Annotated in this window: 22 protein-coding genes; 14 read left to right on the top strand and 8 right to left on the bottom strand. The window is 65.4% G+C overall.

The window, feature by feature from the left end; all coding sequences use genetic code 11:
• Nucleotides 1–8: 8 nt before the first annotated feature.
• Genes OP497_RS03175 through OP497_RS03165 form a run of 3 tightly spaced genes read left to right on the top strand, consistent with a single transcriptional unit; the run spans nt 9 to nt 2,146 of the window.
• Nucleotides 9–458 (top strand): GNAT family N-acetyltransferase, encoded by a 450-nt coding sequence (locus OP497_RS03175; protein WP_280546479.1) that lies wholly within the window; start codon nt 9–11, stop codon nt 456–458.
• A gap of 11 nt (nt 459–469) precedes the next feature.
• Nucleotides 470–826, top strand: coding sequence for a hypothetical protein (locus OP497_RS03170; RefSeq protein ID WP_280546478.1), 357 nt, complete (start codon nt 470–472; stop codon nt 824–826).
• Between the two features lie 48 nt (nt 827–874).
• Complete coding sequence (locus OP497_RS03165) at nt 875–2,146, top strand: M20/M25/M40 family metallo-hydrolase (protein WP_280546477.1); 1,272 nt, start codon at nt 875–877, stop codon at nt 2,144–2,146.
• A gap of 76 nt (nt 2,147–2,222) precedes the next feature.
• Here the strand turns inward: OP497_RS03165 and OP497_RS03160 are convergent, their stop codons facing one another.
• Nucleotides 2,223–3,164, bottom strand: a complete 942-nt coding sequence (locus tag OP497_RS03160) for a ribose-phosphate diphosphokinase (RefSeq protein ID WP_280546475.1) — start codon at nt 3,162–3,164, stop codon at nt 2,223–2,225.
• 13 nt (nt 3,165–3,177) lie between these two features.
• Nucleotides 3,178–4,761, bottom strand: a complete 1,584-nt coding sequence (locus OP497_RS03155) for a thymidine phosphorylase family protein (RefSeq protein ID WP_280546474.1) — start codon at nt 4,759–4,761, stop codon at nt 3,178–3,180.
• A gap of 171 nt (nt 4,762–4,932) precedes the next feature.
• Between OP497_RS03155 and OP497_RS03150 the strand changes: the two genes are divergently transcribed.
• Nucleotides 4,933–5,394 (top strand): potassium channel family protein, encoded by a 462-nt coding sequence (locus OP497_RS03150; RefSeq protein WP_280546472.1) that lies wholly within the window; start codon nt 4,933–4,935, stop codon nt 5,392–5,394.
• Between the two features lie 46 nt (nt 5,395–5,440).
• Here OP497_RS03150 and OP497_RS03145 read toward each other — a convergent pair whose 3' ends face one another.
• Nucleotides 5,441–5,812, bottom strand: a complete 372-nt coding sequence (locus tag OP497_RS03145; protein ID WP_280546469.1) for a DCC1-like thiol-disulfide oxidoreductase family protein — start codon at nt 5,810–5,812, stop codon at nt 5,441–5,443.
• Between the two features lie 222 nt (nt 5,813–6,034).
• Here OP497_RS03145 and OP497_RS03140 point away from each other — a divergent pair, with 222 nt between their 5' ends.
• From OP497_RS03140 to OP497_RS03110, 7 genes are all read left to right on the top strand, one after another.
• Nucleotides 6,035–7,126 carry a multicopper oxidase domain-containing protein gene (locus OP497_RS03140; RefSeq protein ID WP_280546466.1) on the top strand — a complete coding sequence of 364 codons (1,092 nt, stop codon included), beginning with the start codon at nt 6,035–6,037 and terminating at the stop codon, nt 7,124–7,126.
• The gene (locus tag OP497_RS03135) at nt 7,126–8,283 is read left to right on the top strand and encodes a hypothetical protein (protein WP_280546463.1); all 1,158 of its coding nucleotides are present in this window, start codon (nt 7,126–7,128) and stop codon (nt 8,281–8,283) included. The genes OP497_RS03140 and OP497_RS03135 overlap by 1 nt, the downstream gene beginning before the upstream one ends.
• 255 nt (nt 8,284–8,538) lie before the next feature.
• Nucleotides 8,539–10,743 carry a heavy metal translocating P-type ATPase gene (locus tag OP497_RS03130; RefSeq protein WP_280546462.1) on the top strand — a complete coding sequence of 735 codons (2,205 nt, stop codon included), beginning with the start codon at nt 8,539–8,541 and terminating at the stop codon, nt 10,741–10,743.
• A 128-nt stretch (nt 10,744–10,871) separates the two neighbouring features.
• Nucleotides 10,872–11,726 (top strand): cytochrome c oxidase assembly protein, encoded by an 855-nt coding sequence (locus tag OP497_RS03125; RefSeq protein WP_280546762.1) that lies wholly within the window; start codon nt 10,872–10,874, stop codon nt 11,724–11,726.
• Between the two features lie 10 nt (nt 11,727–11,736).
• On the top strand, nt 11,737–12,168 hold the full coding sequence (locus tag OP497_RS03120) for a copper chaperone PCu(A)C (RefSeq protein ID WP_280546460.1): 432 nt from the start codon (nt 11,737–11,739) through the stop codon (nt 12,166–12,168).
• A 10-nt stretch (nt 12,169–12,178) separates the two neighbouring features.
• Complete coding sequence (locus OP497_RS03115; protein ID WP_280546457.1) at nt 12,179–12,757, top strand: SCO family protein; 579 nt, start codon at nt 12,179–12,181, stop codon at nt 12,755–12,757.
• A 59-nt stretch (nt 12,758–12,816) separates the two neighbouring features.
• Nucleotides 12,817–13,767 (top strand): arsenic resistance protein, encoded by a 951-nt coding sequence (locus OP497_RS03110; RefSeq protein WP_280546455.1) that lies wholly within the window; start codon nt 12,817–12,819, stop codon nt 13,765–13,767.
• A gap of 172 nt (nt 13,768–13,939) precedes the next feature.
• On the opposite strand, the gene OP497_RS03105 is transcribed toward OP497_RS03110, so the two are convergent.
• From OP497_RS03105 to OP497_RS03095, 3 genes are all read right to left on the bottom strand, one after another.
• Entirely contained in the window at nt 13,940–14,119 is a 180-nt protein-coding gene (locus tag OP497_RS03105; protein ID WP_280546452.1) for a hypothetical protein, read from the bottom strand.
• 16 nt (nt 14,120–14,135) lie between these two features.
• Nucleotides 14,136–15,419 carry a Xaa-Pro peptidase family protein gene (locus OP497_RS03100; protein ID WP_280546451.1) on the bottom strand — a complete coding sequence of 428 codons (1,284 nt, stop codon included), beginning with the start codon at nt 15,417–15,419 and terminating at the stop codon, nt 14,136–14,138.
• 75 nt (nt 15,420–15,494) lie between these two features.
• Nucleotides 15,495–16,379: a hypothetical protein gene (locus OP497_RS03095; RefSeq protein ID WP_280546450.1), complete on the bottom strand. Its 885-nt coding sequence runs from the start codon at nt 16,377–16,379 to the stop codon at nt 15,495–15,497.
• Nucleotides 16,380–16,481: 102 nt separating this feature from the next.
• On the opposite strand from OP497_RS03095, the gene OP497_RS03090 reads away from it, so the two are divergent.
• Entirely contained in the window at nt 16,482–17,366 is an 885-nt protein-coding gene (locus tag OP497_RS03090) for a LysR family transcriptional regulator (protein ID WP_280546447.1), read from the top strand.
• A 93-nt stretch (nt 17,367–17,459) separates the two neighbouring features.
• On the opposite strand, the gene OP497_RS03085 is transcribed toward OP497_RS03090, so the two are convergent.
• On the bottom strand, nt 17,460–17,936 hold the full coding sequence (locus OP497_RS03085) for a YbhB/YbcL family Raf kinase inhibitor-like protein (RefSeq protein ID WP_280546445.1): 477 nt from the start codon (nt 17,934–17,936) through the stop codon (nt 17,460–17,462).
• Nucleotides 17,937–18,089: 153 nt separating this feature from the next.
• Between OP497_RS03085 and OP497_RS03080 the strand changes: the two genes are divergently transcribed.
• Together OP497_RS03080 and OP497_RS03075 are read left to right on the top strand one after the other, a co-directional pair.
• Nucleotides 18,090–18,551 (top strand): flavodoxin family protein, encoded by a 462-nt coding sequence (locus OP497_RS03080; protein ID WP_280546444.1) that lies wholly within the window; start codon nt 18,090–18,092, stop codon nt 18,549–18,551.
• Nucleotides 18,552–18,814: 263 nt separating this feature from the next.
• The gene (locus OP497_RS03075; protein WP_280546441.1) at nt 18,815–19,834 is read left to right on the top strand and encodes a TAXI family TRAP transporter solute-binding subunit; all 1,020 of its coding nucleotides are present in this window, start codon (nt 18,815–18,817) and stop codon (nt 19,832–19,834) included.
• Nucleotides 19,835–19,913: 79 nt separating this feature from the next.
• Here the strand turns inward: OP497_RS03075 and fadA are convergent, their stop codons facing one another.
• Nucleotides 19,914–21,092, bottom strand: coding sequence for an acetyl-CoA C-acyltransferase FadA (gene fadA, locus OP497_RS03070; RefSeq protein WP_280546439.1), 1,179 nt, complete (start codon nt 21,090–21,092; stop codon nt 19,914–19,916).
• Nucleotides 21,093–21,112 lie beyond the last annotated feature (20 nt).

Genomic DNA, 21,112 nt, shown 5'->3' with positions numbered 1-21,112 from the left:
AGCAGGCGATGGACATCGCACTGAAGGACGTCATCCGCGAGAACTTCGAGTCCGTCATTGCGCTGGAGGTCGCGGCATCACAGCGTGGCTATGTCGCTGACAACCTCTATTCCATTGCCGAATCGAGCTTGCATCCGACCTACCGGCCTCGCGCCATCTATTGCGACGGGGAGGTGGTAGGCTTTCTCATGTACGAATCCTTCGACCACGACGACCGGCCGCCGGCCTACAACATCTTCCGTCTCATGGTCGACCGACACCACCAGGGCAGAGGCATCGGATACCGGGCCATGCAGTGCGTGCTGGACGAGATCCGGGCACAGGGCCTCTTCGAGCGCATCGCGATCTGCTATGTGGCCACCAACCAGGTCGCCCGGGACTTCTACGCCAGCCTCGGCTTCCAGGAGACGGGGCTGAGCGAGGAGACCGGCGAGGTCATTGCCGAGATTTGGGAGTGACGAAGGGCGCCATGCCGATCGGGACACAACGACTCTGGCGAAGCCGCATGAAGAACGGCCTGCAGCCCCTGCTGATCATGGCGGGCCTGGCCCCGATTCTGGCCGTGCCCGGCTACCTGCTGGCCGGCGGGTTCGGCGTCGTGGGCCGCTGGCTGGCCACGCTGTTCGGCCGTTATCCGCCCGCGGGATTCGACTGGCTGCGTACCCACCCGCCGACGGAGGAGCGCATTCGCCGGCTGATGAGTGTCGACGAGCCACCGCAACCGCCCCTGCATGATCACCACGAGGACCACGCCCACGAGCCCCCGGTGATCAACGAGCGCCCGGGCCCGATGGGCCGGCGCTACTGGATGGGTCGCCAGCGCTGATGCGATTGCCCTATTTTCCCCCACTTCCTGAACGAGCGAGAGAACGCCATGAGCGATATGCCAAAGCCCTGGAACAGCCCCATGCCCGAGCCGCAGTTCGACCTGATGCGGCGCATCCTCTCCGCGCCCAGCCCGGTGGGGCTCGAGGCCGCCATGACCTACGGCGTCCTCAAGCCCCACTTCGAGAGCTTTGCCCCCGCCGGCTGGCAGCTGCAGCAGTTCATGGGCCACGCGGGTGTGGTGCTGGACACCCACCCGGGCCGCGACGATCTCTTCAAGGTGATGATCATCGGCCATGCTGACAAGATCCGCATGCAGGTCCGCTCCATCGGCGAGGACGGCAAGATCTGGATCAACACCGACTCCTTCCTGCCCACGGTGCTGATCGGCCACGAGGTCACGCTGTTCAGCGAGGACCCCGAGGCGCCCGGTAGCTACCGACGCATCGAGGGCGGCACCGTGGAGGCGCTGGGCGCCATTCACTTCTCCGACCCGGCGCAGCGCTCCGGCGAGAAGGGCATCAAGAAGGAGCAGATCTACCTCGACCTGCAGATCCACGGCGAGAACAAGAAGCAGCAGGTGGAGAACCTTGGCGTGCGGCCCGGGGATTCGATCCTCCTCGACCGGCCCATCCGCCCCGGCTTCAGCCCGGACACCTTCTACGGCGCCTACCTGGACAACGGCCTGGGCTGCTTCGTCACTGCCGAGGTGGCGCGGCTGATCGCCGAGGCGGGCGGCACCGAGCAGGTGCGCGTGCTGTTCGCGATCGCCAGCTACGAGGAGATCGGCCGCTTCGGCAGTCGGGTGCTGGCCGGTGAACTGCGCCCCGACGCCATCATCGCCGTGGACGTGAACCACGACTACGTGGCCGCCCCCGGCATCGGAGATCGGCGCATGCAGCCGCTGGAGATGGGCAAGGGATTCACCCTGTCGGTGGGCGCCATCGCCAGCGAACAGCTCAACCGGATCGTCGAGACCACCGCCCGGGAGCGGGGCATTCCCATGCAGCGCGACATCGTGGGGCCCGACACCGGCACCGACGGCATGGCCGGGGTGCTCGCCGCTGTGGACTGCGTCGCCACCTCGATCGGCTTCCCGATCCGCAACATGCACACCATCTCCGAGACCGGCTACACCAAGGACGTGCTGGCCGCGATCCACGCCATCACCCATACCGTGCAGGCGCTGGACGCCCTGCCGGATCCGCACCGCGAGTTCCGCGACAACCACCCGCGACTGGACCAGGCCGGGGCGCTCGCCCACCGCGGCGGCGACAAGCCGGAAGCCCAGGAGAAAGAGAAACAGGAGAAAGAGAAATAAGCGCTCCTGGCAAACACCTGGCATGCGAGTAGGCCGGATACGCCGAAGGCGCATCCGGCGCGGCCCGCCCGGTAGGCTACCGCTTACCGGGCCTGCGGCTGGCCTGTCTTGCCCATCCTTCTCGTTCTGAAAGCCCTGCCAGCGCCTCCGCGAGCACCGGCGCCATGGCGATGGCGTTGCTGTCGTGGGCGATGCAGTCGGTGCTCCAGACCTCACCGACGCCGGCGGCCTGGATCACCGCCAGGGCATCGCCGGCGAACAGCGCGTGGGTGATCGCGACGTCCACCGAGGCGGCCCCGGCGTCAAGCAGCGCCTCGGCGGCACGGGCGACGGTGTGGCCGGAGCTCGCCACGTCGTCCATCAGCACCACCTGGCGGCCGGCGATCGCGATGTCCGGCAGCTCGACCCGCACGTTGCGGTCGCCGTTGCGGGTCTTGCGACAGGTGCCAACATCGAAGCCGGTGACCTCGGCGGCCTGCTGAACCCACTGCAGGGCCTCCTCGTCCGGGCCCAGCAGCAGGGGGTCGTGGCGCTTCTCGGCGATCAGCTCGGCCAGGCGCGGGGCGCCGGAGAGCGCGATGGCGTGTTCAAGGGGAATCGCCTGGTCGAGGCACTCGATGCGGTGCAGGTGCGGGTCCACGGTGATCACGGCGTCGAACAGCTCAGCGAGGAAACCGCCGACGATGGTCTGGCTGACGATCTCGCCGGGATGGAAGGCGATGTCCTGGCGCATGTAGGCGAGATAGGGCGCCACCAGCACCAGGCGGGTCACGCCCTGCTGTCGGGCGTGTCGTGCCAGCAGCAGCAGCTCGACGAGCTTGTCGTTGGGCCGGTCGAGGCTGCGATAGAGCACCAGGGTCTCGGGAAAGGCGCTCGTCTCGGCGAAGGGAAGCCGGAGCTTGAGCTCCTCGTCGGGAAAGCGGTGGCGCTCGACGGCGTGGGTGGGCAGGCCCGCCGCCTCGGCGAGGCGCCGTGCGGGGGCCATTTCGTCCGGGAAATGCAGCAGTGCGCGGGTCATCGGGCCTCCCTGTTCAGAACTCGACGTTGAGCCGGGTGATCTCCTCGGCGCGGCCGATGGCGATGCCGGACTCCCGCTCGGTGGACTGGTGCGCGAAGGTCAGCTCATTGCGATAGGCGGCATGGACACGATAGAGCGGCTGGCCCGTGGCCACCGGGTCGCCGATGCGCATCAGCAGGTCGACCCCGGCGCCGGCCGCCTTGGGGGCACCCGCCAGGCGGGCGATACGCGCCAGCTTGAGGTTGTCGATGCCGGTAACCACGCCGTCCGTCGCGGCCAGCACTTCGAAGCTGTGGGGGGCCAGCGGCGGGTTGTCCGGGTCGAAGGGCTTGGCGCCCTGAGCCGCGATGATCGCCTGCATCTTCTCGGCAGCCCGGCCGTCGTCGAGGATGTCCCGGGCGATGCCGAAACCGGCGCCACCACGCACGTCCGGGTCGAACTCCAGCATTCGCCCGGCCAGGCGCAGCGCCTTCAGGCGCAGGTCCATGGGCGCCTCGCGGTGGTTGGTGAGCACTCGCATCGCATCGCGGGCCTCCAGCACGGGACCGATGCCGCGCCCCACCGGCTGGCTGCCGTCGGTGATCACCACGTCCAGGGTCAGGCCCATGCACCCGGCCACGAACTCGAAGAGCCGGCGCAATTGCCGCGCCTCGGGCATGGAGCGCACCTTGGCGTTGGGGCCCACGGGGATATCGAGCAGCAGGTGGCTGGAACCGGCAGCTACCTTCTTGGAGAGAATGGAGGCGACCATCTGGCCCGGCGAATCAATGGAAAGCGGGCGCTCCACCGAGATCAGCACGTCGTCGGCGGGCGAGAGCTCGCTGGTGCCGCCCCAGGCCAGGCAGCCGCGGTGGGTGCGCACGATATCGCCCAGCACATCGAAGGGCAGATCGACGTTGGCTAGCACCTCCATGGTGTCGGCGGTGCCCGAGGGTGAGGTGATGGCCCGCGAGGACGTCTTGGGGCACAGCAGGCCGTGGGCGGCGACGATGGGCACTACCAGCAGGGACGTACGATTGCCCGGGATACCGCCGATGCAGTGCTTGTCGACCACCGGATGCTCGTGCCAGTTGAGGCGGCGCCCCACTCGGCTCATGGCATCGCTCAGGTAGAAGACCTCCTCGCGGTCGAGCTCGCCGCGGTCACAGCCAACCACGAAGGCCGTCAGCTCGATCTTGGAATAGCGCAGCTCGGCGATGTCGCGGATGATGTGCCGGAAGTCGTCCCGGGAGAGCCGTTCGCCGGCGAGTTTGCGGTGCAGGGCGGGAATCGACGCCGGGGGCTCCGCCTGGGAGACGCTGACCGGATGGCCCTCTTCCACGCCCAGGGCATCGAAGGCGTCCTCGGAGAGGCCGAGCTGCTGGCAGTCGACGATGGCGGCATCGTCCACCACGTTGAGGCTCGCCAGGATGCGCTGGCCGTTGGCGCGGATCTCCACCTTGGAGAGCGCCTGAAAGCCCTCGGCACGATAGAGGTCACACTCGCGGTGCAGGTAGGCCACGCTCTCGCGGTAGGTGTCGATGCCGACCCGCTTGAGCGAGAGCGGCGAGAGGGTATCGTCCAGGGCTTCCGCCCGGGTGGCATGGGTCGTCTTCATGACAGCCTTCCTTGCGGCGGGTGTTGGCCTGCCGACCGCGCGTCACACGAGTGACGAATAGCCCATCCTAGCAGCGCCCCGCCGAGGCGTCATTCGGGCGCGGCTCGAGCCGTGACGGCGGCCCCGGGATCGCGCTAGGCTTGTCACATCTCGACAGAAGGACCACCGCCCGTGCTCGATGCTGCCCTGGATGCCGGCCACCTCTGGGCCGTGGCCATCACCCTGATCGCCGTCTTGATCTGCATCCTGCTGCACTACGAGGTATCGCTGCGACTTTGGCGGCGCCTGGAGCAGTCTCACGGCAGCCTGCGCCGGCGTTTCTTCAAGCTCAATGTCGGATTGCTCTGCACCCATGTGGTCGAGATATGGATCTTCGCCACCGCCATGGCCCTGCTCAGCGCCCACCCCCTGGCAGGAGAGGTCGTGGGCCGCGAGACGATGGACTTCCTGGACTACGTCTACTTCTCGGCGATCACCTACACCACCCTGGGCTATGGGGATCTCGTTGCCACAGGGCCTATCCGCTTCGTCACCGGCACCGAGGCACTGACCGGCTTCATGCTGATCACCTGGTCGGCCTCGCTGACCTTCCTCGAAATGCAGCGTCACTGGTCGGCCCGGCAGGAGCGCTGAGCGAGACCCGGCGAGGAGCATGCTACCCCGTGCTGCATGCACCGGCTCAGGGCAGGCGCCCCTCTCGCGCCAGGCGCTTTCGCACCCAGCGGTCATAGCACCAGCGCAGCGCCGGCTTGAGCCCCGGCAGGCCGATCAGCCAGGCCAGCGGCTTGAGGCGTGGCACCCGGCGCATCAGCAGCACATAGGCGTCGATACCCTCTTCGATGCGCCCGCCCTCCTCCTCCACATGCAGCGAGAGCAGCGCCGCCTGGGGGTCGACGCCCTTCTCGCGCAGCGTCGCCTGGTACTCGGTCACGTCGCACCACGTCACCTGACGACCGGCCTCCCCTGCCCAGCGCTCGTACCGGGCGCGATCCCGCCGGCAGCCGGGACAGATGCCGTCGTAGTAGACCTTCAGCGGTGGCAACTCACACATCGGGCTTCTCTCCTATCCCGGGTTATCACCCGATGTCGCCACGCTGGGGAAGCGTCCGTCAAGGCAGGTGCCCCCTGGATTCGGCCAGGACTGCGGCGGCCAGCTGGCGAATCACCGCCAGCTTTCAGTGGCGTTAACAGCGGATGCTAAGAACATTGATACTTATTCTCATAGGCTATCCTATAGTGTGATCAGATAAGGAAGCAATCAGGAAACACTTCCATGAAGATACCGCGCCTCAATCGTCGTGATTTCCTCAAGACATGGGGTTGGAGCCTGGCCTCGACGCTTAGCGTGACAACATTGCGACCCGCTGTCGCCGAGACCGAGCGTCCAGGGAGAACAAGCGCTTATCATCCCGGCGCCCATGAGGGTCGTACCGGAGGCATGGTCACGGTGGGCGAGGTAGACCATGTGCGAAACGGCTTCGATCCGAGTGACATCCTTTCCAGTTGGGCGACAGGCAAGACAAGCCGCTTGGCTGATGGACGGCGCTTGCGGGAGTTCCTGATCATTGCCGTGGACAAGGAGATCGAGATTGCACCCGGGATCTTTTTCCCCGCTTGGACCTACAACGGTCGGGTACCTGGACCGACCCTGCGGGTTACCGAGGGAGACCGCGTTCGTATCCGCTTCATCAACTATGGCAGCCACCCGCATACCCTGCATTTTCATGGCATCCACTCGGCGCGGATGGATGGCGTCCCGGGAGCCGGAGAGGTAGCGCCCGGTGAGTCCTTCACCTATGAATTCGATGCCAAGCCCTTCGGTTGCCATCTGTATCATTGTCATTCTGTACCGCTGAAACGTCATATACACAAGGGCTTGTATGGCGCCTTCATCGTCGATCCGGCTCCAGAGCTTCATGCTGAGCACAGAGTGGCAGCCTCATCACGCCTGCTCGGCAGTGCGGAAAATATGCGCTGGCAGGAGCTGGTAATGGTCATGAATGGCTTCGACACCAACTTCGATGAGGAAAACGAAGTCTATGCGGTCAACACCGTTGCCCATGCCTATGTCAATCGACCAATCCGCATCCAGCGTGACCGACCGGTACGGATCTATCTGATCAACGTCACCGAATTCGATCCGGTGAACTCGCTGCACCTGCACGCGAATTTCTTCGATTATTATGACCATGGGACGACGCTGACGCCGACCCTGCGCACCGTGGATACGGTAATGCAGTGTCAGGCGCAGCGCGGGATTCTGGAATTTTCCTTCTCCGATCATGAACCGGGCCTGTATATGTTCCATGCTCACCAGAGCGAATTCGTGGAACTCGGTTGGATGAGCCATTTCGAGGTGGTCTGATGGATCTGCGTCGGTGGTCCTCGCTGCTGCTTCCGCTGGTGATACTCGGTGCGGCCATCGCACTGTTTCAACTGGCGAATCCGCTCGCATTGCTTGGCGTGTCACCACCGCCATTGGAAGAGCTCACGGTGGAACGTACGGTGCTCGATGGTGACGGCATTGCCTTGAAAATACGCGCGGTGGGATCCGAGCCCATGCGGATAGGACAGGTAATGGTTGACGGGGCTTACTGGCGATTCAGCCTGGATCCTCCTGGTGCCTTGTCCCGAGGCGAGGTGACGTGGGTTCGTCTTGCCTATCCTTGGGTGGAAGACGAGCTGCACGAAATCACCTTTGTCACCAACACCGGCATGACGTTTGGACACACCATCGAGGTGGCTGAGGCGACACCGCGGCTGAATGCCAGCCAACTATCGGGATACGGGCTGCTCGGTCTCTTCGTCGGGGTGTTTCCCGTGGCGTTGGGGCTGTGCTTCCGTCCTGCATTACAACGAGCCGGGCGGAACGCATTTCAATTCGTCCTGGCGTTGACGCTGGGACTACTCACCTTCCTGTTGGTGGATACCCTCGACGCGGGGCTCGAGTTGGGGGCACAAGCGGCCTCTCTGTTCCAGGGGCAAGTTACCGTCTGGCTGGCGGCCTTGGTGGCCTTCTTCATGCTGATGGCGATCGGTCGGCGCCACGGTCGACCGCCGAATGGCAGGATCCTCGCATGGTATATTGCCCTGGGTATCGGTCTACACAACCTTGGTGAGGGCCTTGCCATCGGCGGGGCCTTCGCCGCCGGTGCTGGGGCACTCGGCACCTTCCTGGTGATAGGCTTTACGCTGCATAATCTAACAGAAGGGATTGCCATCGCCGCCCCTGTGACCCACGAACCCGTACCCGCCAGAGTATGGGGGGGCCTGGTCGCTGTTGCCGGCTTGCCCGCGGTGTTGGGCATCTGGATGGGTGCCTATGCGTTTGCCCCTCACTGGTCGGCACTCTTCCTCGGCCTTGGTGTTGGTGCCATCCTGCAGGTTTTGGTGGAAGTTGGAGACTATTTGCGACGTATGAGTGGGACTAGTGGGAATTCCCCTGTCTCAGGCATATCGTCGGCCGGTTTTGCCTTGGGGGTGGTGATCATGTACACCACGGCCTTTCTGGTGCCGATATGAGGCTTCAAGAGAGGACCATCGAAGCGCTCCGCCTTTATTCCATCTCCTGATGCAGACCGTACCTTCGCTATCCGGCAACCCCCCGCTCCACCTCCCCAGGCTTAGCCGATGCAGGGCGATTCACTTTGCCATTCCCTCGATCGTCAGGCTCGAGAGCGTGCGGCGGAGCGCGTCTCCAATCACGGCTTGAACCTCTAGTCGCTGTAGGGAATACCCTGTGAGGCATGACCCTGAACGAATACCTGGAGAATTTCCATGGTCGATCAATCGCGAAACCTTCCCGCTGGTGAGCCCTATCGGTTCCGTATCGAGGGCATGGACTGTGGCGGCTGCGAGCGCAAGGTCGAAGCCGCCCTGGGCCGTCTGGAGGGCATCGAGGCGGTGTCGGCCAGCTCGGTCACCGGTTCAGTGAGGATCCATCCCCAACAGCACACGGCGCCCTCTCACGAGACGATCGAGCGGACCCTTAACGAGCTCGGCTACCAGCTTGCCGACAATGATGAGACGGATGACGCAGATGCGTCTCCAGCGCCTTGGTGGCGAACCGCCAAGGGACGCCTGGTGCTCGTCACAGGCGGCCTGCTGGCTCTGGCCTTGGTCCTCCGCTGGGTCTGGCCAACCCTGGGCAACTGGCCCTTCGTGGCGGCCACCCTGGTCGGCCTGGTGCCCATCGCACAGGGCGCCTGGGGCGCGCTGAAGATGCGCAACCCCTTCACCATCGAAATGCTGATGAGCATCGCCGCCCTGGGCGCACTGGCCATCGATGCCGCCGCCGAGGCGGCGGTGGTGGTCTTGCTGTTCGCCGTGGGTGAACTACTGGAGGGCGTGGCCGCCTCACGGGCGCGACGCAGCATCTCGGCCCTGGCGGATCTGACCCCGTCAACGGCGAGGCTGATGGAAGAGGGAGGTACCCGCGAGGTCTCGGCTGCCTCTCTCAAGCCCGGGCAGCGAGTGCTGGTGCGCCCCGGCGACCGCGTTCCCTGCGATGGTCGCATCCTGGCCGGTGAATCCGACCTGGATGAGTCACCGGTGAACGGTGAATCCATGCCCCGCTCGCGTGCGCCTGGCGATGACATCGTTGCCGGCACGGTGAACCTCGATGCCGCCCTGGAGGTAGAGGTAACACGCGGCGCCGAGGACAACACCATCGCCCGGGTCATCCGCCTGGTCGAGGAAGCCCAGGCCGCCAAGGCACCGGTGGCGCGCTTCATCGACCGCTTCGCTCGCTACTACATGCCTGCGGTGGTCGGGCTCGCCCTGCTGATGGCGGTGGTGCCGCCGCTGGTCTGGAGCATGGCCTGGTCGGAATCCATCTACCGCGCCCTGGCCCTGCTGTTGATCGCTTGCCCCTGCGCGCTGGTGATCTCGACCCCCGCAGCGATCGCCGCAGGTCTCTCGGCGGGTGCCCGTCAGGGCCTGCTGATCAAGGGCGGCGCGGTGCTTGAACAGCTAGGCAAGCTGCGCCTGATCGCCCTGGACAAGACCGGCACGCTCACGGAAGGCTCCCCAACCGTCACCGACGTGGAAGACTGGGCCACCGGTCAGGGCGAAAACGAGATATTGAGGCTGGCGGCCGCGCTGGAGCGTGACTCCAGTCATCCCATTGCCATGGCCATCCTGACGCAGGCCGAGCAGCTTGGCCTGACACTGGCCAGGGTGAGCGACAGCCGGGCCCTGGCCGGGCGTGGGATCGCCGGCCAGGTCGAGGGGCGTAAGCTGAGCTTGATCACTCCTCGCCACCTTGCAGACCAGGTCACGCTCGATGACGCGTTCAGCACCCGAATCGCCGAGCTGGAAGAAGCCGGCAAGAGCCTGGCCGTCCTGGTTGAAAGTGAGCGTTTCGAAGGCGAGCGCCCGCTGGGCCTGATCGCCGTGCGCGATGAAACGCGTGAAGATACCCGCGATGGCCTGGCGGCGCTGTCGCGCCTGGGCGTGCAAGCGGTAATGCTCAGCGGCGACAACGCCCGGACCGCCGCGGCCATCGGTGACAGCCTGGGCATCGAGGCGTACGGCGAACTGATGCCCGAGGACAAGGCCCAGCGCGTTCGCGACTGGCAAGCCGCCGGCCGGGGCCCGGTCGGCAAGGTGGGCGACGGCATCAACGATGCGCCGGCACTGGCCGTGGCAGAGGTGGGTATCGCCATGGGCGGCGGCACGGATGTGGCACTGGAAACCGCGGATGCGGCACTGCTCAAGAACCGCGTCACCGGGATTGCCGAACTGATCGATCTGTCCCGCGCCACCCTACGCAACGTCAAGACCAACGTGGTGCTGGCCCTGGGTTTCAAGGCCATCTTCCTGGTCACCACGGCGCTGGGGATCACCGGCATGTGGATTGCCGTGATGGCGGATACCGGTGCCACCGTGCTGGTGACCCTGAATGCCATGCGGCTGCTGGGCTATCGCTTTTCCCCCGGCACCGCCCCGACGAGCCAGCAGCACGGTACCGCAGCGGCATGAGAGAGCGAGGCTACTGGCAAAGAAGCGCGAACACCGGTGACGCCTGCGTTTACAGGCCCACCTTGCCGCACGCTACGTTTGGCCCCTAAGGTCATTATTGGCGTGCCAATTCTGGGGAGGGAAGGGCTATCGAGCTCGACGTCGCTCTGCGCTACCTGCTGCCGTGGGAGTTCTCACTGACCTGGTTTGCGACCTGCCTGCTGGCCATCGTGATCTACCTGCGAGGCCTGCGGCAGCGCCAACGGCGAGGCGAGGCCACTGGCGTGGGCCGAATCCTACTCTACCTGCTGGGGGTCGTGGCGATCTATGGCGTCACCCAGACGCATTACGACTACCTCGCCCAGTACATGTTCTTTACCCATCGGGCCCAGCACCTGGTACTGCATCACGCCGGCCCCTTCCTGATCGCCTTGGCCGCACCCCTGCCGGTACTGGCCGATGGCCTACCGACGCGAATCAGGCAATTCCCCGGGCGGAGCCTGGCTACGCGCCTGCTGCGCCCCGTCTATCGGACCCTTCAGTATCCGCTGATCGCCCCCGTGCTGTTCGTCGGGCTAATCTATTTCTGGCTGATTCCCGAGATTCACTTCGACGCCATGCTCAGTGCTGATCTCTATCAGGTGATGAACTGGAGCATGGCGCTGGATGGCCTGCTGTTCTGGTGGCTGATCCTGGATCGCCGCTCGCCGCAACAGGGCGGTCTGGGCTATGGCAAGCGAATCGCCATTATGCTGGCGGTGATCCCGCCGCAGATTCTCCTGGGCGCCTATATCGCCTTCGGCAAGGAGGTGATTTTCGATGTCTATGAGGTTTGCGGCCGTGCCTGGCCGTTTGATCCCCTGGATGATCAGCGCCTCGGCGGTCTACTGACCTGGATTCCGGCCACGATGATGAGTGCCATCGGGGTTCTGATCATTCTCGGCTTGCTTAACCGTGACGCCCGTAATGAGGATGCCGCTTATGTCACTCACCCCACTCGCTAGGCTACCGCGCATGGCGCGCCCCTGGTGCGGGATCTTTCTGCTGCTGATCGGGACGTCCGGCACGCTATCCGCTGCAGAATTGAAGGTCAACGAGGCTCGCCTGCGACTGTTGCCGGGAGATCTTCCCGCGGCGGGCTACTTTATCCTTGTGAACCCCAGTGAGACGAATATCACCCTGACAGGGGCGGATAGCCCCGCCTTCGGCAACGTCATGATGCATCGCACCGTCAATCAGGATGGCGTCACCCGCATGCAGCCCGTCGCCCAGATAGAACTGGCGGCGGGTGAGCAGATCGAGTTCGCCCCGGGCGGGTATCATCTCATGCTCATGAAGCGTACCCGCTCCCTCGCCATCGGTGACGACATCGAGGTAACCCTTTTCTTCGCCAACGGGCAGCAACAGAGCATCACGTTTCGCGCCGTATCACCGACAATACAGTAGGAGTAGCAGGATGCGCCGATGGATCATGACAGCATTCGCATCGCTATGGCTGGTGGGATGCGGCGAACAAGCATGGCAGACCAAGGATATCTCCGGGCTGATGCCACCCCTGGCGTTCGAGCTTGTCGACGAGAATGGCAATACCGTGAACGCCGAACGATTCCTCGGCAAGAGCACTCTGCTGTTCTTCGGCTTTACCCACTGTCCCGATGTCTGCCCTACCACCCTCGCGCGCCTCGACGCCGCCACTCAACGCATGGATGAGGCGGCCCGCGATGACATCCAGGTACTTTTCGTTTCGGTGGATCCCCGCCGCGATGACCCCGAGACGCTCCGCACCTACACCGATGCCTTCGGTCCTCGGTTCATCGGTCTCACGGGTGATAAAGAGGCCCTCGAAGAGTTGACACGTCGCTATCGGGTTACCTACGGGTACGGCGAAGAAGACAGCAACGGCAACTACGATGTGTCGCACTCCAGCGCCGTCTTCGCCTTCAATGACCAGGGAGAGGCCCGCTTGTTGATCCGCGACAGCGACCCCATGGAAGCCATGGTTGCCGACCTTGAAAGGCTTGCCGGTGATACCTAGGCTGATGGGCCTTTTGCCGCAGTAGCAGTTCCGCCCTCGACGAGGCCATCGCTTACACCATGCGCGCCACACTGGAGCAGCATCAGGTCTGGATCTATCTCATCGCCATTCTGATCGGCATGGCGATCGGGTGGGACTCGCCAGATATCACTCAAGGCTGGGAGACATTCCTCTGGCCACTGCTGGGCGTGCTGCTCTATACCACCTTCACCCAGGTGCCACTGCTTCATCTGAGCCATGCCTTTCGTGACCGGCGTTTCATGACCGCGCTACTGGTAGGCAACTTCCTGCTGATGCCGCTGGCCGTCGGCGCCCTGCTACTGCTGTTGCCGGAGGAGCCCGCCATTCGGCTCGGCGTACTCCTGGTGCTGCTGGTCCCCTGCACGGATTGGTTTATCAGTTTTGCCCATATGGGTAGAGGAGACAGCGCGCGGGCGATAGCAGCGGCCCCCTTGCTGCTGCTGGTTCAGCTGTTGATGCTGCCGGTGTATGTGTGGTGGTTCATGGGGGATCTGGCCATCGAACTGACTACCGGGGGCCACCTGCTGCCCGCCTTCCTTGGGCTGATCGTCACTCCTCTGGTGCTGGCCTGGCTGACCGAACGGTTGGCCGAGCGACACGTCGCCATCAAGGGAATCATCGATGAGGTGGGCTGGCTCCCCATCCCCCTGCTGGCACTGGCGGTATTCCTGATCGCCGGCTCCCAGGTCAGCCTAGTGATCGAAAACGGCACCTTGCTGTGGCGGGTCGTGATGGTCTTTTTGCTCTACCTGGTGGTCGCCGCGGCCATCGGCAAACTGCTCAGCCAGGTGTTCCGGCTCCCTGCTGCCACGGGGCGTACGCTAACCTTCAGTCTGGGCACACGCAACTCCTTCGTCATGCTGCCACTGGCACTGTCCTTGCCGGAAGCCTGGAGCGCAGCGGTCGTGGTGATCGTGCTGCAATCGCTGGTGGAGCTGCTTGGGATGGTGGCTTTTCTGCGCTGGGTGCCGACTCGGTTGATCAAATAACGAGCACGATCGAATTGATCAGAACAACAAAGCAATCTTTGGTCGCACTTCAACACCGTCCATCAATGTGACTTCGTTTGCTGGGTTGCCCGCTTCGGCTTTGAGCCGGCAGCGATAGTTGTCAAGGCATCTATCGCCTTCGAGTGCATTCACGCGGCCCACTTCAACGTCATCAGACCGTGGGCGCCGGCACGTTGGTGCCCACCATGCCAACCTCGATGGCATCGGCAACGCGCCGTGGAGCCTCGCCCTGTTCGGTATAACCGGCAACCTTGTCGCGGTGCGCGGCGTTGGCCAGGTCGCCCATGTCGAGGCCCTTCTCAGTGCCGGGGCCGGTCTTCAGGGTCTGCATCTCGTGTCCTTGTGGTTCAGAATTCACGGCCGAGCAATGCCTCGTCGAAGGGGTAGCGGCTGAGTTTCTCGATACCGGTGTCGGTAATCAGCACCTCCTCCTCGAGCTTGACGCCGTCGGCGGCACCGACCTCGCCGATGTAACTCTCCACCGAGACCACCATGCCGGGCTCGAGGACGCCGTCCTTGGAGAAGCGGTCAAAATCCATGTGGTGCGCCACCAGCGGCGTCTCGCCGTGCATGCCCACCCCGTGGATGATCGAGGGATAGCGCCGGTCGAGGAAGCGCTCGGGGATCTTCCAGGCCTGCTCGGCGATCTCGCGATAGCTCATGCCGGGTTTGAGGATGCCCATGTTGTGGTGCACCTGGTCATAGGCCATGCGATAGAGCTCGCGCTGGTAGGCGCTGGGCCGGCCCGGCCCGACGTGAAAGGTGCGCGAGAAGTCGGAGTAGTAGCCGTGACAGCCGATGGTGTCGGTGTCCAGCGCCACCAGTTCGCCGGGGCGGATCTTGCGGTCGCTGGCCTCGTGGAACCAGGGGTTGGTGCGCGGCCCGGAGTTGAGCAGGCGGGTCTCGATGAACTCGCCGCCGCCGCGGATCACCTCGCCGTACATGATGGCGAACAGCTCGTTCTCGGTGACGCCGGGCTTGATGGCCGCCTCCACCTCGGCCACCGAGGCCTCGCTCGCGGCCATGGACTGGGCCAGGCAGGCGATCTCCTCGGGAGTCTTGATGCGCCGGCAGTACAGAGTGTCCTGCATGCAGTCGTACACATCGAGGCCCTGGGCCTCCAGCGAACGGGCCAGGTTCAGTGTACAGCGGTCCATGCCGACCTTCCTGTTGCCGCGGCCGTGCTCCTCCACCAGTTCGGCGATCTCCACGCCGAAGGGATCCGAGGAGAGGTTGTCGCGCTGGTTCACCGCCGACCAGACCACCTTGGAGGTGCGCGAGGCGTCGATGGTCTCCAGCCAGGTGGAGACGTGGGCGCTGCCCGGGTACTCGAAGAGGATGACCGGCCCGTCCAGCGGCACATAGATGTAGCGCGAGGAGTTGCGCAGGAAATAGCCGAACATGTTGCGCGAGCCGGTGGCGTAGCGCTGGTTGTTGGGGTCAAACAGCACCAGGGCGGCATAGCCCTGCTCGGCCATCATGGCGCGCAGGCGCTCAAGGCGCCCGGCGCGCAGCTGCTTGGGGTCGAAAGCGGTGGGGATGCTGTCGCCATTGGCCATGGGGGCCGAAGGGACGACGGGGATCTGATCGGGCTCGTTATCGGTCAGCTTCTCGGATTCGACGATGCTCATGTCAGGCCTTTGCGGGTGTCGTCAGGGGCCTGGCCGCTGGAAGTGGCGGTCCAGGCGTTGGTTCAGGGCGGGGGCTCAGTCGGCCAGGCTGTCGCTGCGGTTCATGCCGTCCTTGAGCAGCCTTTCGTGGATCGGCGCCATGCGCCCGAAGATGCGCTGGGCGCGCTCGGGGCGGCCGATGAAGCCCGGCTCCTTGGCGTAGGCGAAGATCACGGTGTGGCGCTCCTTGTCGCCCTCCACCGGGGTGACCCGGTGCAACGAGTAGCGGCCGAAGAACACCTGCAGGTCGCCGGGCGACAGGTCGAGGCTCTTGAGCCGCGTGCGGTCGCCGTCGATCACCTTCTCGACCGCGTCGAAGTTCTCGCCCTCGGGGCTGCGGATGCCCGGGGCGTACTCGAAGCGGCCGCCAGCGTGGGACTGGCGGGTCATCATGGTGACGATGAACTCGTTGGTGTCGTAGTGCCACGGATGCTGGCAGCCCTCGCGCAGCACGTTGACCACCAGGTCGGCCAGCGGGTCCGCGTACTGGTGGATCTGCTCCATGCCCACCACGGCGCCGATGAAGCGCTGGAAACCGGGATGCTCGTAGACCTGGCGGATGATGGTATCGCCATCGATGCGGTCGCCGGCGACGAAGCCGTTGGTGCGGTCGTCGAAGCGGTTCACCGGATGGTGGGCCGGTTTCTCGGGATCACCGGCACTGTTGTAGGGGTTGGTCTCGGTCTGGTTGTAGTGCGCCTCCGGCGAGAGGCGCTCGGTCTCGCGCTCGAGCCGGGCCAGGGCGTCCTGCGGGACGAAATTCTTGAGCACCACGCAGCCGTCCTCGTCGAGCTGGTGACGGCACTGCTCGATCAGGGCGCGGCCGGCCTCGCCGTCCAGGTCATCGACGGGATAGCGGGCCAGGTCGATGAGGCCTTGCAGGGAAGCGTTGCTGGCGTTGACCGAGGTGTCCACAGACATTGATGGCTCCGGTTTCGAGTACATGTTGGACAGCATAGTGACGCCTCATTCATAATAAAAATGAATGATTGAGATACAACTAATTTCAAGAGCTCATTGATCATGGATACCGCGCTACTTCGCACCTTCGTCACCGTGGCCGAGTGCCAGGGCTTCAGCGCCGCCGGCAAGGTGCTGCACCGCACCCAGTCGGCGGTGAGCCTGCAGATCAAGCGTCTCGAGGACCAGATGGGCCAGGCGCTGCTGGAGCGCACCAGCCGCAGCGTGTTGCTGACCGCCCCGGGGGAGCGACTGCTGCCCTATGCCCGTCACATGCTCAAGCTCGAGGACGAGGCCCGGGAGGCCCTGGGCGAGACACAACGCGGCGAGCTGATCCGCTTCGCCACCTCCGAGGAGCAGGCCGCCGCCTACCTGCCCGCCCTGCTGCCCCGCTATGCCGAGCGCTTCCCCGACACGCGCCTGGAGATCCACTGCGACATGAGCGCCAGCCTGGTGAAGCGCTTCCAGGAGGGGCTGCTGGACGTGGTGCTGTCGATCCGCCACCTGCCGACCCAGTCGGGCCAGCTGCTCGGCTGGGAGCCGATGGTCTGGGTGGTGGCCGAGGGCATCTCGCCGGCCGGCTGGGCGACCCTGCCTCTGGCGCTCAACCCGGAGGGATGCATCTTCCGCGCCCATGCCCTCTCGGCCCTGGGCCGCGAGGAGCGGCGCTGGGAGGTCCACTATTCCAGCCAGTCGCCCACCGGCATCAACCTGCCGGTCCAGGCGGGCCTGGCGATGACGGTGAAGACCCCGCGCAGCGTGCCCGAGGGGTGTCGCATCGTCGGCGAAGCGGAAGGCCTGCCGCCCCTGGGGCAGGTGGAGATCGAGCTGCACCGCCGGCCGGGGCATACCAGCGAGGCCCTGGACGCCTTCTGCGAGGAACTGGAGTACCTGGTGATCGACCACCACGACGTGGCCGCCCCGGCGCCGAGCGAGGCCGTCACCTGAGCCATGGGCGTTAGACGCCGCGAGCCCGCGTCGACGATCGACGCGGGCTCGCTTGCTTTCTGGCTCGGCAGGGACGACGCAACGCCGCCCGGATCAGTCGCGCTGGTAGGTGCCCACCAGGCGGTTCATGCCGATCAGGTGCGGTTCGACCTGCTTGAGCAGCTCGGGCAGCGACAAGCCCCCCGGCAGGTCGGTGGCCTTGTCCAGCGCCAGCACCCAGAAGTAGTACTGGTGCACCCCGTGACCGTCGGGCGGCATGGGGCCCCCGTAGCCGGTCTTGCCGAAATCGTTGAGCCCTGCGGTGCCCTCGCCGCTACCCTCCTTGAGCGCGCTGGTGGAGGCCGGCAGGTTGTAGAGCACCCAGTGCACGAAGCCGTAGCTGCCGTTCTGCACCAGGGGGGCATCCGGGTCGTGGCAGATCACCGCGAAGCCCTTGGTGCCCTCCGGGGCGCCCTGCCAGGAGAGGGCCGGCGAGATGTCGTCCCCCTCGCCGGTGTGTTGCGTCGGAATGGCACCCCCCGCCGCGAAGGCGGAGCTTTCGAGCTGCATGGTCGAGAGTGCAAAGGCCATGGTGATCAACCTCCCTGGATGTTCAAGATGTCAACGTTTCGGCGTGACGGTGCGACAGCGCTGACTCAGCGTCGGAGAAAGCTCGACGCCTGTCAACGCCACCTGACCATGGCATGATGACCGACAGCCACGAGCTCAACCCGGGAGACCGCCATGCCTCGCCTGCTGATCGTCGCCCATGCCCCCTCGCCCAATACCCTGCGGCTGCGCGAGGCGGCCGAGCGCGGGGGACGCCATCCCGATATCGAGGGCGTCGAGGTCACCGTCAAGGCGCCGCTGGAGGCCGGCCCCGAGGATGTGCTGGCCTGCGATGCCATCCTGCTCGGCACCACCGAGAACCTGGGCTACATGAGCGGCGCTTTGAAAGACTTCTTCGACCGCAGCTACTACCCGGTGCTGGAGGAGAAACAGGGTCTGCCCTGTGCCCTCTATATCCGCGCCGGCCATGACGGCACCGGCACCCGCCGGGCCGTGGAGGGGATCGTCACCGGCCTGCGCTGGAAGTGGGTGCAGGAACCGCTGCTCCTGCGCGGCGAATGGCAGCAGGGGTTCGTCGACCAGGTGGAGGAGCTGGGCATGGCGATGGCTGCGGGACTCGACGCCGGCGTGCTCTAACCATATACGATTAAATTCCGTTGATAGTCCCTTCCGATCCTTGAACAGCTGCTATACCTCGAGGAGGCCCGTCCAATTTCAGGGACTTTCGGGCCTTGTCGAACGCCGCATCGGCTGATCGCGCGACAACAAGACAACAACAAGATCAACAGAACAACACGACACGTCGACCAGACGCGATGTGAAGTCCCTCCTTTCGGCTTCCGCCCAGCCCCCCTTGGACCTGGAGTGCCTCTGGCCGACTCACTGACGCGAGGTGAGTCATGAAAACAACCGCAAGGCTGCTGGGCATCGGCCTGACCAGCCTGTTCCTCTGGAACCCGCCGTCGGCAGAGGCCGACGACCCCCTGATCATCGCTACCGCCAGCCCCGCCGGGGTCTACCACGTGGTCGGCCGGGCGCTGTGCCGTGTCGTCGAGACGCCCTGCCGGGCGCAGCCCAGCGAGGGCTCCAGTGCCAACCTGCGCGGGCTGCGACGCGGTGACCTGCAGCTCGCCATGGCCCAGTCGGACCTGCACCTGTATGCCACCCTGGGCACCGAGGGCTTCCGGAATGACGGCCCGAACGAGGCGCTGCGCTCGGTCTTCTCGCTGCACAGCGAGCCCTTCACCCTGGTGGTGCGCCGTGATGCCGAGATTCGGGACTTCGAGGACCTGCAGCAGCGCTCGGTGAACATCGGCAACCCGGGCTCCGGCCAGCGCGGCACCATGCTCAGGCTGATGGATGCCCGGGGCTGGAGCCGCACCAACTTCCGCCAGACCCACGACCTGCCGGCCGACCAGCAGTCCATGGAGCTCTGCCACGGCAACATCGACGCCATGGTCTATACCGTGGGCCATCCCAACGCCTCGGTGGCCCAGGCCATCCGGCTGTGCGATGCCGAGATCGTCGACGTGAAGGGCGACTTCGTTGACCTGCTGGTGGATGCCTACCCCTATTTCACGCGGGCCTCGATCCCCGCCGGCCTCTACGGCCCGGACCAGCAGGCAGTGGAGACCTTCGGGGTCAAGGCCACCCTGGTCACCACGGCGGACACCGACCCCGACCTGGTCTACCGGCTGGTCTCCAACGTGTTCGACAACTTCGCACGCTTCCAGGCGGCCCATCCCGCCCTGGGCGAGCTGACGCCCCAGGCGATGATCCAGGAAGGGCTCAGCGCCCCTCTGCACGAAGGGGCGCTGCGCTACTACCGCGAACAGGGATGGGTCGAGGCCGAAAGCATGATGTCCGAACGCCACGCGCAACCCCGCCTGGCCGTGCACGACGCGGCAAGTCCCGACTGAGATTCGAGCGCGCAATGCACAACGGCACCCGAGGGGTGCCGTTGTGCGTATCACCGCGACGCTTATCAGGCCGGGCGGGTTACCTGAGGCGTTCGAACACCGTGGCCACGCCCTGCCCCATGCCGATGCACATGGTGGCCAGGCCCAGGGTGGTATCGCGTTCCTGCATCACGTTGAGCAGGGTGGTGCTGATGCGCGCCCCGGAGCAGCCCAGCGGGTGGCCCAGGGCGATGGCGCCGCCGTGGAGGTTGACCTTATCGTCCATGGCGTCGCGCAGGCCCAGGTCCTTGAGCACCGGCAACGCCTGAGCGGCGAAGGCCTCGTTGAGCTCCACGGTCTGGATGTCGTCGATGGTCAGGCCCGCGCTCTTCAGCGCCTTCTTCGAGGCCGGCACCGGGCCGTAGCCCATGATGGAGGCATCACAGCCCGCCAGGCCGGTGGAGAGCACCCGGGCGATGGGCGCAAGGCCCAGGGCCTGGGCGCGCTCGCCGCTCATCACCGCCATGCCGGCCGCCCCCACCGAGAGCGCCGAGGAGGTGCCGGCGGTGACGGTGCCGCCGCGGGGGTCGAAGGCCGGCTTGAGCTCGGCCATCTTCTCCAGGCTGGCGTCGCCGCGGATCACCTCGTCGCGATCGACCCGGACCCGGAAGCCGCGCGCGTCATGGCCCTCGATGCCAATGATCTCGCGGTCGAACCCGCCGTTCTCCATGGCCGCCTGGGCCCGCTGGTGCGAGCGCACGCCGAAGGCGTCCTGCTCCTGGCGGGAGATGCCGTGCATCTTGCCCAGCAGCTCCGCGGTCAGCCCCATCATCATAGCCGCCTTGGCCACGTGTTTGCTGGCCGCCGGGTTGACGTCGACGCCATGGGTCATGCCCACATGCTCCATGTGCTCCACGCCGCCGATGATGTAGAACTCGCCCATGCCGGCCCGGATGTTGGCGGCGGCGATGTGCAGCGCGCTCATCGAGGAGCCGCACAGGCGGTTGACCGTCTGCGCCGGCACGGTGTGCGGGATCCCGGTGAGGATCGCCGCATTGCGGGCGATGTTCATGCCTTGTTCCAGGGTCTGGTTGACGCAGCCCCAGATCACGTCGTCGACCTCGGCCGGGTCGAGCCCCGGGTTGCGGTCGAACAGTGCCTGCATCACCGCGGCGGAGAGGTTCTCGGCGCGCACATGGCGGAAGGCGCCCTGCTTCGCCCTGGCCATGGCGGAACGGGCACAGTCGACCACCACCACGTCTCTCGGATTCAAGCTCATCGATAACTCCTTAAATAGTG

The sequence above is a fragment of the Halomonas sp. 11-S5 genome (genome assembly GCF_029889825.1).
Classification (GTDB): domain Bacteria; phylum Pseudomonadota; class Gammaproteobacteria; order Pseudomonadales; family Halomonadaceae; genus Halomonas.
The sequence above is the reverse complement of the archived record's forward strand: the minus strand, read 5'-3'. Positions and strand labels throughout refer to the sequence as shown.

Coding starts and splice junctions, on each gene's coding strand:
- OP497_RS03140 (WP_280546466.1), top strand. CDS start 6,035: ATGAAGATACCGCGCCTCAATCGTCGTGATTTCCTCAAGACATGGGGT.
- OP497_RS03120 (WP_280546460.1), top strand. CDS start 11,737: ATGGCGCGCCCCTGGTGCGGGATCTTTCTGCTGCTGATCGGGACGTCC.
- OP497_RS03130 (WP_280546462.1), top strand. CDS start 8,539: ATGGTCGATCAATCGCGAAACCTTCCCGCTGGTGAGCCCTATCGGTTC.
- OP497_RS03100 (WP_280546451.1), bottom strand. CDS start 15,419: ATGAGCATCGTCGAATCCGAGAAGCTGACCGATAACGAGCCCGATCAG.
- OP497_RS03160 (WP_280546475.1), bottom strand. CDS start 3,164: ATGACCCGCGCACTGCTGCATTTCCCGGACGAAATGGCCCCCGCACGG.
- OP497_RS03155 (WP_280546474.1), bottom strand. CDS start 4,761: ATGAAGACGACCCATGCCACCCGGGCGGAAGCCCTGGACGATACCCTC.
- OP497_RS03165 (WP_280546477.1), top strand. CDS start 875: ATGAGCGATATGCCAAAGCCCTGGAACAGCCCCATGCCCGAGCCGCAG.
- OP497_RS03110 (WP_280546455.1), top strand. CDS start 12,817: ATGCGCGCCACACTGGAGCAGCATCAGGTCTGGATCTATCTCATCGCC.
- fadA (WP_280546439.1), bottom strand. CDS start 21,092: ATGAGCTTGAATCCGAGAGACGTGGTGGTGGTCGACTGTGCCCGTTCC.
- OP497_RS03135 (WP_280546463.1), top strand. CDS start 7,126: ATGGATCTGCGTCGGTGGTCCTCGCTGCTGCTTCCGCTGGTGATACTC.
- OP497_RS03095 (WP_280546450.1), bottom strand. CDS start 16,379: ATGTCTGTGGACACCTCGGTCAACGCCAGCAACGCTTCCCTGCAAGGC.
- OP497_RS03090 (WP_280546447.1), top strand. CDS start 16,482: ATGGATACCGCGCTACTTCGCACCTTCGTCACCGTGGCCGAGTGCCAG.
- OP497_RS03145 (WP_280546469.1), bottom strand. CDS start 5,812: ATGTGTGAGTTGCCACCGCTGAAGGTCTACTACGACGGCATCTGTCCC.
- OP497_RS03170 (WP_280546478.1), top strand. CDS start 470: ATGCCGATCGGGACACAACGACTCTGGCGAAGCCGCATGAAGAACGGC.
- OP497_RS03175 (WP_280546479.1), top strand. CDS start 9: ATGGACATCGCACTGAAGGACGTCATCCGCGAGAACTTCGAGTCCGTC.
- OP497_RS03080 (WP_280546444.1), top strand. CDS start 18,090: ATGCCTCGCCTGCTGATCGTCGCCCATGCCCCCTCGCCCAATACCCTG.
- OP497_RS03105 (WP_280546452.1), bottom strand. CDS start 14,119: ATGCAGACCCTGAAGACCGGCCCCGGCACTGAGAAGGGCCTCGACATG.
- OP497_RS03115 (WP_280546457.1), top strand. CDS start 12,179: ATGCGCCGATGGATCATGACAGCATTCGCATCGCTATGGCTGGTGGGA.
- OP497_RS03075 (WP_280546441.1), top strand. CDS start 18,815: ATGAAAACAACCGCAAGGCTGCTGGGCATCGGCCTGACCAGCCTGTTC.
- OP497_RS03085 (WP_280546445.1), bottom strand. CDS start 17,936: ATGGCCTTTGCACTCTCGACCATGCAGCTCGAAAGCTCCGCCTTCGCG.